At 62.9% G+C, this 15,035-nt stretch carries 15 protein-coding genes; 7 read left to right on the top strand and 8 right to left on the bottom strand.

All coding sequences use genetic code 11. The annotated features are described in order from the left end of the window. Positions 1–44 precede the first annotated feature (44 nt). Both KUL25_RS15585 and KUL25_RS15580 read left to right on the top strand, forming a co-directional pair. A complete protein-coding gene (locus tag KUL25_RS15585) occupies positions 45–1,349 on the top strand; it encodes a UDP-glucose dehydrogenase family protein (protein WP_257893765.1) in 1,305 nt (434 codons plus the stop codon). Between the two features lie 174 nt (positions 1,350–1,523). Beyond that, positions 1,524–1,838 (top strand): hypothetical protein, encoded by a 315-nt coding sequence (locus tag KUL25_RS15580; protein WP_257893764.1) that lies wholly within the window; start codon positions 1,524–1,526, stop codon positions 1,836–1,838. A 176-nt stretch (positions 1,839–2,014) separates the two neighbouring features. Here KUL25_RS15580 and KUL25_RS15575 read toward each other — a convergent pair whose 3' ends face one another. Then, positions 2,015–2,980, bottom strand: a complete 966-nt coding sequence (locus KUL25_RS15575) for a KpsF/GutQ family sugar-phosphate isomerase (protein ID WP_257893763.1) — start codon at positions 2,978–2,980, stop codon at positions 2,015–2,017. A 95-nt stretch (positions 2,981–3,075) separates the two neighbouring features. On the opposite strand from KUL25_RS15575, the gene KUL25_RS15570 reads away from it, so the two are divergent. Beyond that, positions 3,076–3,519, top strand: a complete 444-nt coding sequence (locus tag KUL25_RS15570) for an NUDIX hydrolase (protein ID WP_257893762.1) — start codon at positions 3,076–3,078, stop codon at positions 3,517–3,519. Here KUL25_RS15570 and KUL25_RS15565 read toward each other — a convergent pair. Then, positions 3,501–4,778 carry a PP2C family protein-serine/threonine phosphatase gene (locus KUL25_RS15565; RefSeq protein ID WP_257893761.1) on the bottom strand — a complete coding sequence of 426 codons (1,278 nt, stop codon included), beginning with the start codon at positions 4,776–4,778 and terminating at the stop codon, positions 3,501–3,503. The two genes, KUL25_RS15570 and KUL25_RS15565, sit on opposite strands and share 19 nt — an antisense overlap. 151 nt (positions 4,779–4,929) lie before the next feature. On the opposite strand from KUL25_RS15565, the gene KUL25_RS15560 reads away from it, so the two are divergent. Next, positions 4,930–5,250: an Hpt domain-containing protein gene (locus KUL25_RS15560; RefSeq protein ID WP_257893760.1), complete on the top strand. Its 321-nt coding sequence runs from the start codon at positions 4,930–4,932 to the stop codon at positions 5,248–5,250. Here the strand turns inward: KUL25_RS15560 and ilvA are convergent. Both ilvA and KUL25_RS15550 read right to left on the bottom strand, forming a co-directional pair. Then, on the bottom strand, positions 5,247–6,494 hold the full coding sequence (gene ilvA, locus KUL25_RS15555) for a threonine ammonia-lyase IlvA (protein ID WP_257893759.1): 1,248 nt from the start codon (positions 6,492–6,494) through the stop codon (positions 5,247–5,249). The genes KUL25_RS15560 and ilvA overlap by 4 nt on opposite strands. A gap of 38 nt (positions 6,495–6,532) precedes the next feature. After that, on the bottom strand, positions 6,533–7,348 hold the full coding sequence (locus KUL25_RS15550) for a hypothetical protein (RefSeq protein ID WP_257893758.1): 816 nt from the start codon (positions 7,346–7,348) through the stop codon (positions 6,533–6,535). Between the two features lie 80 nt (positions 7,349–7,428). Between KUL25_RS15550 and KUL25_RS15545 the strand changes: the two genes are divergently transcribed. Then, a complete protein-coding gene (locus KUL25_RS15545; RefSeq protein WP_068364748.1) occupies positions 7,429–8,649 on the top strand; it encodes an argininosuccinate synthase in 1,221 nt (406 codons plus the stop codon). A 439-nt stretch (positions 8,650–9,088) separates the two neighbouring features. Here the strand turns inward: KUL25_RS15545 and KUL25_RS15540 are convergent, their stop codons facing one another. The 4 genes from KUL25_RS15540 to ilvD all read right to left on the bottom strand — a co-directional run bounded on the left by KUL25_RS15540 (position 9,089) and on the right by ilvD (position 12,762). After that, positions 9,089–9,463: a hypothetical protein gene (locus tag KUL25_RS15540; RefSeq protein ID WP_068364746.1), complete on the bottom strand. Its 375-nt coding sequence runs from the start codon at positions 9,461–9,463 to the stop codon at positions 9,089–9,091. Positions 9,464–9,470: 7 nt separating this feature from the next. Further along, complete coding sequence (locus KUL25_RS15535) at positions 9,471–10,244, bottom strand: DUF6478 family protein (protein ID WP_257893757.1); 774 nt, start codon at positions 10,242–10,244, stop codon at positions 9,471–9,473. A gap of 66 nt (positions 10,245–10,310) precedes the next feature. Next, entirely contained in the window at positions 10,311–11,012 is a 702-nt protein-coding gene (locus KUL25_RS15530; RefSeq protein WP_257893756.1) for a hypothetical protein, read from the bottom strand. Then, positions 10,999–12,762 carry a dihydroxy-acid dehydratase gene (ilvD, locus tag KUL25_RS15525; RefSeq protein ID WP_257893755.1) on the bottom strand — a complete coding sequence of 588 codons (1,764 nt, stop codon included), beginning with the start codon at positions 12,760–12,762 and terminating at the stop codon, positions 10,999–11,001. The genes KUL25_RS15530 and ilvD overlap by 14 nt, the downstream gene beginning before the upstream one ends. A 285-nt stretch (positions 12,763–13,047) precedes the next feature. Between ilvD and KUL25_RS15520 the strand changes: the two genes are divergently transcribed. Further along, positions 13,048–13,929: a CPBP family intramembrane glutamic endopeptidase gene (locus tag KUL25_RS15520; RefSeq protein WP_257893754.1), complete on the top strand. Its 882-nt coding sequence runs from the start codon at positions 13,048–13,050 to the stop codon at positions 13,927–13,929. A 72-nt stretch (positions 13,930–14,001) separates the two neighbouring features. Then, positions 14,002–14,967: an acetyl-CoA carboxylase, carboxyltransferase subunit beta gene (accD, locus tag KUL25_RS15515; RefSeq protein WP_257893753.1), complete on the top strand. Its 966-nt coding sequence runs from the start codon at positions 14,002–14,004 to the stop codon at positions 14,965–14,967. The last annotated feature ends 68 nt before the right edge of the window (positions 14,968–15,035 follow it).

Genomic DNA, 15,035 nt, shown 5'->3' with positions numbered 1-15,035 from the left:
TCAAGTAGCGCGCAGCGCGGTAGGGCTAGAAAGGAATTCACCTTATGCGTATCACGATGATTGGTACTGGCTATGTTGGCCTTGTCTCTGGCGTCTGTTTCTCGGACTTTGGCCATGACGTGATCTGCGTCGACAAGGACCCCCGCAAGATCGAGATGCTGAACGCGGGCGACGTGCCGATCTACGAGCCCGGCCTTGATGCGCTGATGGCCAAGAACGTCGACGGGGGGCGGCTTTCCTTTACCACTGACCTGGCCTCTGCCGTGGACGGCGCCGATGCGGTGTTCATCGCGGTCGGCACGCCGACGCGCCGCGGCGATGGCCATGCGGACCTGACCTACGTGATGGCCGCGGCCGAGGAAGTCGCCCATGCGATGACCGGCTACGCCGTGATCGTCACCAAATCCACCGTTCCCGTCGGCACCAACCGCAAGGTCAAGCAGGTCGTCGCCAAGGCGCGCCCGGATCTGGAATTCGACGTCGCCTCCAACCCCGAATTCCTGCGTGAAGGTGCCGCGATTGATGATTTCATGCGGCCCGACCGGGTCGTCGTGGGCGTGCAGACCCCGCGCGCGTCCGAGGTAATGGACGAGATCTACCGCCCCCTGTTCCTGCGCGACTTCCCCGTCGTGACCACGGATCTGGAGTCCGCGGAGATGATCAAATACGCCGCCAACGCGTTCCTCGCCACGAAGATCACTTTCATCAACGAGATCGCAGCGCTCTGTGAAAAGGTCGGCGCGGATGTGAAGGAAGTCTCCAAGGGCATCGGCATGGACGGGCGCATCGGCAACAAGTTCCTGCACGCGGGCCCCGGCTATGGCGGCTCGTGCTTCCCGAAGGACACGTCAGCTTTGGCGCGGATCGGTCAGGATCACGCCGTGCCGCAAAGCATCGTGGAGACGGTCATCCGCGTGAACGACAGCGTGAAGCTGCGGATGATCGAGAAGCTGCGTGACCTCTGCGACGGGTCGTTCAACGGCAAGGTGATTTCTGTGCTGGGGGTGACCTTCAAGCCCAACACCGACGACATGCGCGACGCGCCGTCGCTGACCATCGTGCCCGCGCTGGTGGGCGGCGGGGCCAAGGTGCGTGTCGTGGACCCGCAGGGCTTCCGCGAGGGCGAGGCGCTTCTGCCCGGCGTGAATTGGGTGGAGGATCCCTACAAGTCGGCCCAGAATGCGGACCTTGTGGTGGTCCTGACGGAATGGAACGAGTTCCGGGCGCTGGACCTGAAGAAGTTGGCGAAAAAGATGGCGACCCCGCGCATGGCCGACCTGCGCAACGTCTACTCCGCCCACGACGCCAAACGCGCAGGCTTCGAGGCCTACGCAGGCGTCGGCCGGTAGGACGGGAGCCTGAATCGCGAAAAATTCTTGCGTTTTGCGGGCCCGATTTTTTCAATGGAATAAGGCGGTTCCAGAACTTTTCAGGGAACGTCCCTGATTTTATTGTTCTTTTTCGTGCAACCTTTTGGGGGGGCGGCGTGTTGTTCAACCAATGCAACACGAAAGGAAATTAACATGACCCGCTTTGCTCTTATCGCCGCCGCCACCGCTATCATGTCCGCCCCTACCTTCGCCCAAACGACGAACGAGACGGCCGAAGAAATCCTGAACGCCGATGCCGACACGCCGTCGGAAGTCCGCGAAGGCACCGTCATCTCGGGTGAGGAGGAATGTATGAACCCCACCGTCGAGATGGAGAACGAAAGCGAAGATATGGTTCTTGCGCGCGTAGACTGTGTGACCGGCGTGGACGGTGAGCCCGAGTTCGCCGGCGAGATCTTCGAAGAGCTGGAAGAAGCTGACGACGAAGGTGTCGGCTCCGACAGCTAACTGATCGACAAGTGACATCTGACTTTGACCCCCGGTGCGCACCCGCGTGCCGGGGGTCTTTGTTGGGCCGAGGCTGTTTGCCCTAATGCCCGAGGGATATTCACGGCGGTGTCACGCGGCAGGTGGATCTTTGACATCGCCGGATGAAATCAACGATTTTGGGGCCGTTTTCGACCCTATGCCAGGCCCGCGCGCAGAAGGTCGTGCAGGTGAATGATCCCAATGGGCCGTGCGTCCTTGTCCACCACGAACAATGCGGTGATCTTGTGGGCGGCCATCATACCCATCGCTTCGGCCGCGAGCGTTTCCGGCGCGATGGTGCGCGGTTGCTTCGTCGCGACCTCACCCGCCGTGTGGTCCGTCAAATGGGCGATGTTGCGCCGCAGATCGCCGTCCGAGATCACGCCGGTCAGCACGCCACGTTCCAGCACGCCTGCGATGCCGAAGCTCTTCGCGCTCATCACCACCAGCGTTTCCGCCATCGGCGTTGCGGCATCCACCAGCGGCAGGGCGTTGGATCCGTGCATCAGCTGCGCAACGGTGGATAGCTGCGCCCCCAGTTTGCCGCCGGGATGGAAGGTGCGGAACTGCTCGGGCAGGAAGCCACGGCTCTCCATCACCGCGACGGCCAGCGCGTCGCCAAGTGCCAGCGCGAGGGTGGTGGAGGTGGTGGGCGCCATACCCAATGCGCAGGCCTCCTCCGCCGCTGGCAGGGTCAGGCGGTAATCGGCCGCGCGCATCAGCGTGCTGTCCGGCATCTTCGAGATCGCGATCAACGGGATCGAGAAGCGGGCGACGTGGGCGATGATGTCGCCCAATTCCGTCGTCTCGCCGGAGTTCGAGATTGCGATCACCAGATCGCCCGGCATCACCATGCCCAAATCGCCATGGCTGGCCTCGGCTGCATGAACAAAGGCCGAGGGCGTCCCGGTGGAGGCGAAGGTGGCGCTGATCTTGCGGCTGATATGGCCTGATTTGCCGATGCCGCACAGGATCACACGACCCTTGGTTGCCAGGATTGCCTCGGCCGCCGGGGCGAAATCATCGGGCAGGGCGTCGGCCAGCGCGCCGACGGCGCGGGCCTCGGTGTGCAATACGCGCGCCCCGGTGTCGCGCAGGGATTGGGGGGTATGACTGGACATATCCGCCCTTTAGCGGAGCCGCGCGCGCTTGGCGAGAGGCCCCTGACGAGAGGATTGCCTTTTCGCCCGTGCCTGCCCGTGCCAGAACATGCCCCATGAACAGACGTTTTGGACAATGGCCCGAACCGGGTCGCAAGTACCCCCCACGCCCCGGTGTCTACGCGATCATCCACGCGGGCGATGGTCTTCTGGCCAGCTTCCAGGAGGCGCCTTACCCGGAACTGCAACTGCCCGGCGGCGGCATCGACCCCGGAGAGCAGCCCCTTGCCGCGCTTCATCGCGAGGTGATGGAGGAAACCGGCCACCGCATCCATTCGCTGCGTCGGCTTGGCATGTGCCATCGCTATACCTTCATGCCCGATTATGGCCGCTACGCGCACAAGCAATGCCACATCTATGCGGCACGCCTTGGACGACGCTGGTCTGCCCCGACCGAGCCCGGGCACACGGCGGTGTTCCTGCCGTGGGACGTGGCGTTGGAAAAGCTTGCTGTTGCAGGCGACCGTCACTTTGTCGCGCGCTACCTGGCGGGTGCCTGACCGCGTCCATCGAAGCTGAGCAGCAGGGCCGAAAGGTCATCGGGGAATTCTTCGTGACCGGCGAAATCCACCAACCCGTTGCGCAGGGCCGTCAGGAAGGCGGGTCCATCCGTGTCGCGGTGCTGCCCCATCAAGGCGATCAACCCGTCGTCGTCCAGCATCTCCCCCGAGGGGTCCGGGCATTCGGTCAACCCGTCGGAATAAAGCAGCAGACGATCCCCGGGATGCAATTGCACCTCGAACGAGGTGAAAGGCATTTCAGGCAGCAGGCCCACGGGCGGGCCGCCATCGCCGATCATGTCCACGTGGCCGTCGGTGCGCAGGATCATGGGGTGCGGGTGCCCCGCCTGTACCATACGTACAACCCCAGTTTGCAGGTTCGCGAAAGCGATGCAGATGGTGAAATAACGATCGGTCTGTACCTCTTTCAACATCAGTTCATTCATCCGACCCGCCGCCACATCAGGCGGCAAATCGCAGAGCGTCCCGTCTATCGTCCGTATCAGCGAGATGTTCTGATCCGGCGACGCCTCTGACAGCATTCCGGCAATTCGCGCGGCCAGCATGGCCGAGGCCACCCCGTGCCCGGACACATCGATGCTGAACAGCCCGATGACATCCTGAGTCACGTTGAAATAGCCCACCATGTCGCCGCCAACATGGCCGCTTGCCTCCAGAAGCAAAGACACCCGCGCGCCGTTGAAGGGGCGATGGGCATCTTGCAACAGCGCCATTTGCAGGCGCCGCGCCTCGTCCAGATCGCGGTCGATCGCAGTGTAGAGCAGTTGCAGTTCGTCCAGCGTTGTTTCCAGTAGCCCGTTCTTCTTGCGCAACTCCTGTTGCATGGCGACGATCCGGGCGCCGGCGTTCATGCGCGCTTGCAGTTCGGGCGGGCGCACGGGTTTGTTGAGGAAATCATCTGCCCCCGCCGCAAGCCCTTCGGCCACGGCGCTGCGTTCGTTGTTGGAGGTCAGCAGCATGACATAGGGGTAGGTTTCGGTCACTTCCGCGCGCAGGCAACGGCAAAATTCGGGCCCTGTCATCTCGGGCATCATCCAGTCACACAGAATCAGCGATATCGCAGGGTCACGCGCAAGTGTCAGCGCCTTCACCGGGTCGCCGGTAGAGATCGCCGTGTGCCCCCAACGCCGCAGCAGTGCGCAGACCATGTTGCGTTGCGCCGGGCTGTCATCCAGCACAAGGACCGTCAGGGCATCGGGATGTGGATCCGTGGTCTCGATGGGAAATGCTGCCCCCATGGTTTTCCTCAGTCTGATTCGTCGTCACCATGGGCCTTTCTCTTTAACGGGCCGTGAATGGAACAATTAGAACGGACTTCCCGACGCACCCCACCGAATTGTTAAGAATTGCAGAGCTACCTTTGGCGGGATGGATAAACGGAGGTTAAGCATGGATCACGTGGATTGGGATCGCTTGAACGAATTGCGGACGGACATCGGCGAAGAGGATTTCGCCGACGTGGCGATGCTGTTCGTGGCCGAACTTCAGGAAACGCTGGAGAAACTTTCTCCGGACACGGCGACCTCGGCGGATTTCCATTTCCTGCGCGGTTCTGCGGCCAACCTTGGCTTCGTGACACTGGTTGCGGCCTGCGCCACTGCGGAAGAGGCATGCAATGCCAGCAACGTCCCCGATGTCGCCGCGGTCAGCGCCGCTTTCATGGCCGCCCTGGATGAGGTTGCGCCCCGTGTGCCGGAACTGGCGGCCTAGATCAGGAAATCGGCCAAAATCTGATCATCAGTGATATCGCGGAAGCCAAAGCCGCGTGACGCGACACGTTCTTCCAACTGCGGAAAGTTGTCTGCCCGGTGCGATTCGATCCCGATCAGCACCGACCCGAAGTTGCGCGAATTCTTCTTGAGGTATTCGAACCGGGTGATGTTATCGTCTTCGCCCAACAGATCGAGGAAATCACGCAGCGCGCCGGGGCGTTGGGGCAGGCGGAGGATGAAGTACTTCTTCAACCCTTGCCACTTCTGGGCCCTTTCCTTCACCTCAGGCAGACGTTCGAAGTCGAAGTTCCCGCCCGATGTCACGCAGACCACGGTCTTGCCCGCGATCTGATCGCGAATGTCATCCAGCGCAGTGATCGACAGCGCCCCCGCAGGCTCCAATACGATCCCTTCAAGGTTCAGCATCTCCTGGATTGTCACGCAAATGCGGTTCTCGGGGATGATCCGCACGTCACGCGCGCTGACGTTGCGCAGAATCTCGAAGTTGCGGTCGCCGATGCGGGCGACAGCCGCGCCATCCACGAAGGTATCGGTAATCTCGATCGTCTGCGGCGCGCCGATCTTCAACGACGCGGTCAGGCTGGGGCCGCCCGCAGGTTCCACCAGCGTCACGTGGGTGGTGGCGCCGACCTCTCGCAGATACGAGAGCATGCCGGATGACAACCCGCCGCCGCCCACCGGCAGCACCAGATGATCCGGCGCCCGGCCAAGCTGGTCCAGCATCTCCACCGCGACGGAAGCTTGCCCCTCGATCACGTCGGGATCATCGAATGGCGACAGGAAATGCGCGCCGACCTCAGCACAATAGGCCTTTGCAGCGGCTTGCGTTTCATCAAAGAAGTCGCCTTCCAGCACGATCTCGACCGCGTCTCCACCAAAGGTCCGCGTCTTCAGGATCTTCTGATCGGGCGTCGTCACCGGCATGTAGATGCGCCCGCGCACGCCGAAATGGGCACAGACGAAGGCCACGCCCTGGGCGTGATTGCCGGCCGATGCGCAGACGAAATCCATCTGATCGGGCTTCTCTGCGCGGACCTTGCGCATGGCGTTGAACGCGCCGCGCAGCTTGTACGAGCGAACCGGCGACAGATCTTCCCGCTTGAGCCAGATATCGGCCCCGAAACGCTCGCTCAGGTAAGCGTTCTTGAGCAGCGGCGTCGCGGGAAACAGGTCGCGCAGGGCGGCGGTCGTGGCACGGGCGGCGGTGGCAAAATCAGTCATGGCACTGGATTGGCCGCTTGTGGCCCCTGAGTCCAGCCTCAGTTCAACTGACGTCCTTCAATCAGGTTGCCGTATAGCGTGGTCATCAACGCGAGGTTTACCAGCATCTGCACCCAACCCACGGCGATGCTAAGCACCACGCCCACCATCGACAGCGTCACCTGTTGCTGTGTCCCGAACGGAGTCTCGATCGGGATCGCCGTGCCAAACGCGGCGATGATGCCTTGGTTCAGAATGGTCGAGGCCAGGGCAATGACGATGATCGGCAGGACGATCTGCCCCGACACGGGTGCCGTGGCCCGCCAGCTTTCGCCGATGCCCAAGGTCTCGCCGATCGCCGCCGCGGGAAGGATCAAGCCAATCCGCGTGGCGATCCAGGAGAGGCCGAAGATCAGGCCGACGCCTAGGGCGATGGCCACCGCCGGACTTTGAAGTACCGCCACGATGATCCCGATCACGATCGCAATGCCGAAGCCCGCGCCGGACATGATCAAACCGATCAGGATCGCATTGCCGAAGTAGTTGGCGATGTTGGACCCGCGCCAGTTCGGAAACAGGCCAGAGGGGTATTCCTCCAGCAGTACGAACCGATGCCAAGCGACCGCCGCCCATAACCAACACACGAGGCCCGCAATCAGCCCAAGGACAAGCCCCCAGACCCCAAGGACCGAAAAGCTTGCCTGACCCGTTTCCGCGTCAATCAGGAAGGAGTCGCCCGTCAGCAAGCCGGGGTTTGTGACCAGTACGATCACCAGCGGCACCGCCAATAGCACCAGCGTAATGCGGGCTGCCGGGCCCAGATTGCCGAAGACCTGTATGACCACGTGTCTGAGCAGTTGGTATCCGTAGTCCATGGGCCGCTCCACTTGCTTGCTAGCCCCTTGAAAACCCGGTATCGCGGCGGCGGTCAACCACTCACCACGGAGTTTCCCCCATGTCTGCCCCAAAGAAGGTTGTGCTCGCGTATTCCGGCGGCCTCGATACCTCGATCATCCTGAAATGGCTGCAGACGGAGTACGGCTGCGAGGTTGTGACCTTCACCGCCGATCTGGGCCAGGGGGAAGAGCTGGAGCCAGCGCGCAAGAAGGCCGAGATGATGGGTGCTTCAGACATCTACATCGAGGACCTGCGCGAGGAATTCGTGCGTGACTTTGTTTTCCCGATGTTCCGCGCCAATGCGCTTTACGAGGGGCTGTACCTTCTGGGCACCTCGATTGCGCGGCCCCTGATCTCCAAGCGTCTGGTGGAGATTGCCGAGGAAACCGGCGCCGATGCCGTGTCACACGGCGCGACGGGCAAGGGCAACGATCAGGTCCGGTTCGAGTTGTGCGCCTATTCCCTGAACCCCGAGATCAAGGTGATCGCTCCGTGGCGGGAATGGGATCTGGGATCGCGCACCAAGCTGATCGAATTTGCCGAGATGCATCAGATCCCGATCGCCAAGGACAAGCGCGGTGAAGCGCCGTTCAGTGTTGACGCGAACCTTTTGCACACCTCTTCCGAGGGCAAGATGCTGGAGGATCCGGCCGAGGAAGCGCCCGATCACATCCTGCAACGCATCACCCGGCCGGAAGACGCGCCCGATACGCCCGAGATGGTGGAAATCACCTTCGAGAAGGGCGACGCGGTGGCGATCAACGGCGAAGCGATGAGCCCCGCCACGATCCTGACCGAGTTGAACCGTTTGGGCGGCAAGCACGGCATTGGCATCCTTGACCTGGTGGAGAACCGGTTTGTCGGCATGAAGTCCCGCGGCATCTACGAGACACCCGGCGGCACGATCCTTCTGGAGGCGCACCGCGGGATCGAGCAGATCACGCTGGACGGGGCGTCCGGCCACCTGAAAGACAGCATCATGCCGCGCTATGCAGAGCTGATCTACAACGGCTTCTGGTTCTCGCCCGAGCGCGAGATGATGCAAGCGTTGATTGACAAGAGCCAGGAACATGTGACGGGAACGGTGCGCCTGAAACTCTACAAGGGTGCCGCCCGCACGGTGGCCCGCTGGTCCGATCACTCGCTCTATTCCGAGGCGCATGTGACGTTCGAGGAAGACATGGGCGCCTACGATCAGACCGACGCCCAGGGTTTCATTCAATTGAATGCCCTGCGCCTGAAGCTGCTGGCCGCCCGCAACCGCAAGTTCAAGGCCTGACTTCTGCGATCTGATGTAAAGGAGCGCCCAAGGGCGCATTCTTTTCTTCTCACCTCCCCCTTATGGGGGAGGCTCGTGCGGGTGCCCGTGGCGGGCGTAGGGGATGCTTTTCGGATGCTTGGGCAGTGTGTTGGGCGCGGGTTTGCATTTTCAGGGAACAAAGATGCCCTTCACCTGCCATTAACCAAACAGAGTTAGGCTCGTCATGCGGAACAGCTAGGCATGGCGATGACCGTGAACGAAGATGGCGCATCCTCTGCTCGCGAAGCCCTATGGGATAGGAGCGGAGGATGACCCTCGCGCGGCTCCGACGGCATCTTTGTTCCAAGAACATGCCAGGGAAGAGCGCCTTCTGTGGAGGCGCCGACGTGGTTGGCCCTCTCGCATATGAAGACAGGAACGCGCCAACGGCGCTCCTTCGGAACAGAAATCCAGGGCGTCAGTCTTCGCCGGTATCGGCACAATGGCGGCGGAAAGCGCGTTTGAGCATCTCCAGCTCTTCCCGCAACAGCGTCAACTCGCCCCGGATGTCCTCATCCAGAGCGGTGCCCGCCATCAGTGTGACGCGGTCCAGAACGTCGCCCGTCGCAGTGGACCGCAGCCCGACCACTTGAACCCCATCGCTCAAGACATCGGCGGGCAAATCCAGCGTCACATTCATCGCACCGGGTTCATCGGGATGTTTCGTGACCTGCGCCACGCCGACGATGCGTCCTTTGTGCAGCGCCTCGATCTCGGTCTGTCCGGCCCCTGTCAGCACGCCTTCATAGCGGCCTGCCTGAAGTGTCGTGCGCACCAATGCTTCTGCCATCATCTATCCTTCAAAAATCCGCCCGGGGCGCACGGAGCACAACCATGTCCCAGAGCGCGATCCGGGTCATTTTCGGGCCTTCCAGAATCAGGTCCAGCCAAGCCTTTTCCAGCCGTTTTTCATTGATCTTGGTATAGGCGAGGTCGAATTCCGCTTGCCCCTTGGTGCCTTCAAAATCTACCTGCCGCACCATCTGTTCGACGTTGGGACCATGCTGGATGTTAAGTCGGGCATAGATTTCTACAGGTTGCTCGCGGTCCGCCACGAGGTTCACGGTGATGAAATGGTTGCGGGTCAGGCCCGCCAGCGCTTCGGGCGCAAGGTCCTGGACGAAGGATACGAAGGACCCGTCTGAGCGGTACACTTCAAGCACCAGCCCAAACTGTGCCCCTTGCACCCAGTGCGGCGCGGTTTCCTGGCGCAGGCTCATCTCGGTGTGATTGGCGTCGTGGAAAACAGTGGCACCGCCGGGCAGCGGTTGTGGAGAACTCAATCCCACCATACCACGTGGGCGCATCTCTTCGCGCCACGGGGCGGGGCGGGTGGCCCAATCGCATTGGTCAGGGCGGTCGATCCCATCGGACCCGGCCGAGCGCGCCAATAGGGCGGAACGCGATTGCGCAGCCATCGTATCCAGCCGGTCGCGCATGCTGCGGATGTCGCCGTTGATGCGTTTCAGGTCAGCCGAGGACAGGACTTCCGGGGCCCGCAACGCCCGTTGCCAGCGCTTCAGGGTCTGCCCGAGGCCAAACCCACCGAATATCCCAGGAAATTCCTGACCCATAATTGATGCCCTTCGCACTCGAACCGCGCCTTGGCACCCTTATAGCAGATGTCTCCTGGCAATCGGTTACTGGAATATCCGCTGAAACAGTCCGCCACGGAAGGGGGGTGTTAACGCTTCGTTAACGCCCTGTGGCAGGTCTGCCGCGCCTATGGCGGGATTGGCGCCCTGCACGGCGTTGGCAAACTGCGTCAGCGTGGCAAGTGCCGCTGCGTCACTGACCTGCGCGTCTTCCAGCGCCAGAACCGACAGGGTGGCCAGCCGCTGTCCGATATCCATGTAGGCACGCCAATAGTCACTGGCGACGCCGACCACCTCTCTGGCGCTGGTGTCGCGGGCGTGCAGCAGGAACATGCCCGATTGCGTGCGGGTATCGAGGATCTGGACGGACCCCGCATCGCCAGAGCGGCTTAACAGCGCGCGTCCGTTCTCGGACCGGAAGAAAGCGTCGAGGGCGTCGAGGTTTTCGGTCAGTCTCGCGCCCGCCGATGGCGCAGAGACCGCTGCCGTCAGCACCGCAGGCACATCGGGCTGCCCGGCCCGCGCCCGGCCCGAGATCGCGGCGCAGTTGCCAAGAAGCACGAAGCCCGTATCGTCCGAATTCCGGGTTGCCGTCGGGTCCACGCAGAACCCGGACGGCCCGGTGATCGTCACGGCGTCAGACGTCACCTGCACGCGGCGGGGCGCGTCGTCGCCGCCGCTCAACCCTCCGACACAGCCCGCCAGCGCCAATGCGACCAGCGGGCTGAGCAGCCTAGAGATCCGCATAGACGTGCTTTTCCTTCGCCGCACCCGGATGTGTCACTGCGCCATAGCGGGCATCGCCCACCAGTTGCGCGTATTTCCACAGCGCGCCCGAGGCGTAGATCGTCTCACGCGGGCCTTTCCAGTTGGCGCGGCGTGCCTCCAGTTCCTCGTCCGTCAAGGCGACGGACAGCTCTCCGGTAATCGCGTTGATGGTGATCATGTCGCCGTTCTCCAGCAGGCCGATCGGCCCGCCAACGGCCGCCTCTGGCCCCACGTGTCCCACGCAGAAGCCCCGTGTCGCGCCCGAGAAGCGGCCATCGGTGATCAGTGCCACTTTCTTGCCCATGCCCTGGCCGGACAGGGCGGCGGTTGTCGCCAGCATCTCGCGCATGCCGGGGCCGCCCTTGGGCCCTTCGTTGCGGATCACGATCACTTCGCCTTCCTCGTAGCCGCGCGCTTTGACGGCGGCAAAGGCGTCTTCTTCGCATTCGAACACGCGGGCGGGGCCGGTGAAGACCTGTTGCTCTGCGCTCATGCCTGCGACCTTCACGATGGCGCCCTCCACGGCGAGGTTGCCCTTCAGGCCCACGACGCCCCCGGTCTTGGTGATCGGGTTCTGGACAGTGTGGATCACGCGGCCATCGGGTTCGCCCTGGATCTTGTCGAGCGCTTCTTCCATCGTCTCACCGGAAGCGGTCAGCGCGTCGCCATGCAACAGGCCTTCTTTCAGAAGCTCCTTCATCACCACGGGCACACCACCGGCCTCATAGAGGTCCTTGGCCACGTACTGCCCGCCGGGCTTCATGTCGACGAAGTAGGGCGTGTCCTTGAAGATATCGCAGACGTCAAAGAGGTCGAAGTCGATCCCCGCCTCGTGCGCGATTGCGGGCAGGTGCAGGCCCGCGTTGGTCGACCCGCCGGTGCAGGCCACGACGCGCGCAGCGTTTTCCAGCGCCTTGCGGGTCACGACGTCACGCGCGCGGATGTTGTTGTTGAGCAGGTTCATCACGGCGTGGCCCGAGGCTTCCCCAAAGGCCTTGCGCCCCTCATAGGGTGCAGGCATGCCGGAGGAATTGAGCAGTGCCAGACCAATCGCCTCACTGACGCAGGCCATGGTGTTGGCGGTGAACTGGCCGCCGCAAGCCCCGGCGCTGGGGCAGGCGACGCGCTCAAGAATGGCCAAGGCCTCTTCGCTCAACTGGCCGGATTGGAACTTGCCGACGGCCTCGAACATGTCCTGCACGGTCAGATCGCGGTTGGCGAACTCGGCGGGAACATCCGCGCCTTCGGGGGCTTTGCCGGGCAGGATCGTGCCGCCATAAATGAAGACGGACGGCACGTTCAGGCGCACCATGGCCATCATCATGCCAGGCAGCGACTTGTCGCACCCCGCAAGGCCGACCAACGCGTCGTAACAGTGACCGCGCATCGTCAGTTCGACCGTGTCGGTGATCGCGTCGCGTGACGCGAGGCTGGACCGCATCCCCTCATGGCCCATCGCGATCCCGTCTGTCACGGTGATCGTCGTGAACTCGCGCGGGGTACCTGCGGCCTCTTTCACGCCGGTTTTCACCGACTGTGCCTGCCAGTTCAGGGCGATGTTACAGGGGGCTGCCTCGTTCCAGCAGGTGGCGACGCCCACGAAGGGTTGGTCGATTTGTTCCTGCGTCAGATCCATGGCGTAGAAATACGACCGGTGCGGCGCGCGCTCGGGCCCTTCGGTCACGTGACGGCTTGGCAATCTGGATTTGTCTGGACGGTTGGCGGTCATGGCGCGGCTCTCCCTGAAACGTATGTTGCGTTCGGGATAGTGCGCCCCGCCAAAAGGAGCAAGAGAGGCCGACACCGTAGCCCGGCGCGCCCCCCCGGATTACGCGACGGGCGCGCCGTCCGAGCCGAGGAAAGCAGGCGGCTACGGTGCGAACGGCGGCGGGCCGGGTCAATGTGGGGATCCCATAGGGTGTGGACACCCAACCCTTGGGCTGACACATGCGATTGAACGATCCAGTATACCACAGTAGGCTCGTGGAAATCGCCGAACGAACAAGGCACGCCGATGCAGTATTCCGCCCACGTCGAATTCGTGGCTCCCGCCCGTGCTCGCCCGCAGATCTGGCGCCTTTTAGTGGGGCTCATCGTGGCGATGCTGATCTATGCCTTCGGCATTGGTTTCGTCTTTGGCGGCATCTACCTGGTCGCGGGCTACGAGGGCATGCAGACGTGGGCGACCGAGATGGTCGAGGCCACAGGCCCGACAGGCACGCTTCTGATCCTTGCGACGTTCTTCGGCATGGCGCTTGGCCCGATGCTTGCGGTCGTCCTGCTGCATCGCCGCAGCGTAGGAAGTCTTTTCGGACCGTTCCCACGCATGGTCCGGCACTTTCTGGTGGCGATGGGCGTTTGCGTGTTGGCCTATGGCGTGTCGTTCCTTCTGCCCAGTGATCTGCGCATCGAACCCGCGATGGAACGGGCGCTTTGGCTGTCGTTCCTGCCCATGGCGCTGGTGGGGATCCTTTTGCAGACGGGCGCCGAGGAGGTCCTCTTTCGCGGCTATCTTCAGCAACAACTGGCGGCACGCTTCGCGTCACCGTTGATCTGGATGGTGCTGCCGTCGGCTCTGTTCGCCTCGCTGCATTACCAGCCCGAGCTGATGGGCGACAACGCGCTCTATGTCGTTGCGGCGACAGGACTTTTCGGCCTGCTGGCGGCAGATCTGACCGCCAGGACGGGCTCCATCGGGGCGGCTTGGGGCTTCCACTTCGCCAATAACGTTGTCGCGATCCTGATCGTGGCGCTGGATGGCCCGCTGTCAGGCTTGGCGCTTTACACCGCGCCCCTTTCCGCCGCGTCCGAGGAAATCCGCCCCCTGATCCTGCTCGATATGGGCACAACAGTGGTGACATGGGTGCTGATCCGCCTGGCGGTGACACGGGCTTAGGCCATCTGCGTTTGCAATTCCGGGTCGCGCACAATATCTGGGCGTTAGGCCAACAGACCGGATATCGCGCCCATGAACTGGATCTCCAACTACGTCCGTCCGCGGATCAACTCCATTTTCTCCCGTCGAGAGACGCCCGAGAACCTGTGGTCCAAGTGTCCTGAGTGCGGCACCATGCTGTTCCACCGGGAATTGACCGACAATCTCAACGTCTGCACCAACTGCGACCACCACATGGCCTTGACGCCCCGTGATCGCTTTGCCGCGCTGTTCGATAACGGGGTCTTCACCGAGATCAAGGTGCCCGAACCGCTGGCCGATCCGCTCAAGTTCCGCGACCAGAAGAAATATCCTGACCGCATGAAGGCCGCCCGCACCACGACGTCCGAGCACGAGGCCATGCTGGTCGCCGAAGGCGATATGGGCCGAACCCCCGTCATCGCGGCGGCACAGGACTTTTCCTTCATGGGCGGCTCCATGGGGATGTTCGTGGGCAACGCGATCATCGCCGCGGCCGAGCGGGCCGTGGCCACCGGCCGTCCGCTTATCCTGTTTTCCGCCGCCGGTGGTGCGCGGATGCAGGAAGGCATCCTGTCGCTGATGCAAATGCCCCGCACCACCGTTGCGATCCAGATGCTCAAGGAAGCGAACCTGCCTTATATCGTCGTGCTCACCCACCCCACGACGGGCGGCGTCACCGCCTCCTATGCCATGCTTGGCGACGTCCACATCGCGGAACCCAATGCGCTGATCTGTTTTGCCGGCCCGCGTGTGATCGAACAAACCATTCGCGAAAAACTTCCCGAAGGTTTCCAACGCGCCGAATACCTGCTGGACCACGGCATGCTGGACCGAGTCACCCACCGGGCGCAGCTGCGTGATGAGTTGATCACCATCACCCGCATGCTCATGGGCCAGCCGCCTGCCGTGGCGGGCGATCTGCCCGCGCCCGACCCGGTGGAAGAGGCGCCGGAGCCCCAGGCCTCCGAAGGGCCCCCCGTACCCGCGCCAGACAGCGATACCCCCGCCCAGAACTGACCGCGCCCAACCCTTCTTTGTTCCCCGTAAATGCCCGCCGGAGGCGTCCCACCCCCTCCGCGCGCGGC

It is taken from the genome of Gymnodinialimonas phycosphaerae (assembly GCF_019195455.1).
GTDB lineage: Bacteria > Pseudomonadota > Alphaproteobacteria > Rhodobacterales > Rhodobacteraceae > Gymnodinialimonas > Gymnodinialimonas phycosphaerae.
This window is presented reverse-complemented; position numbering and strand designations above follow the sequence as displayed.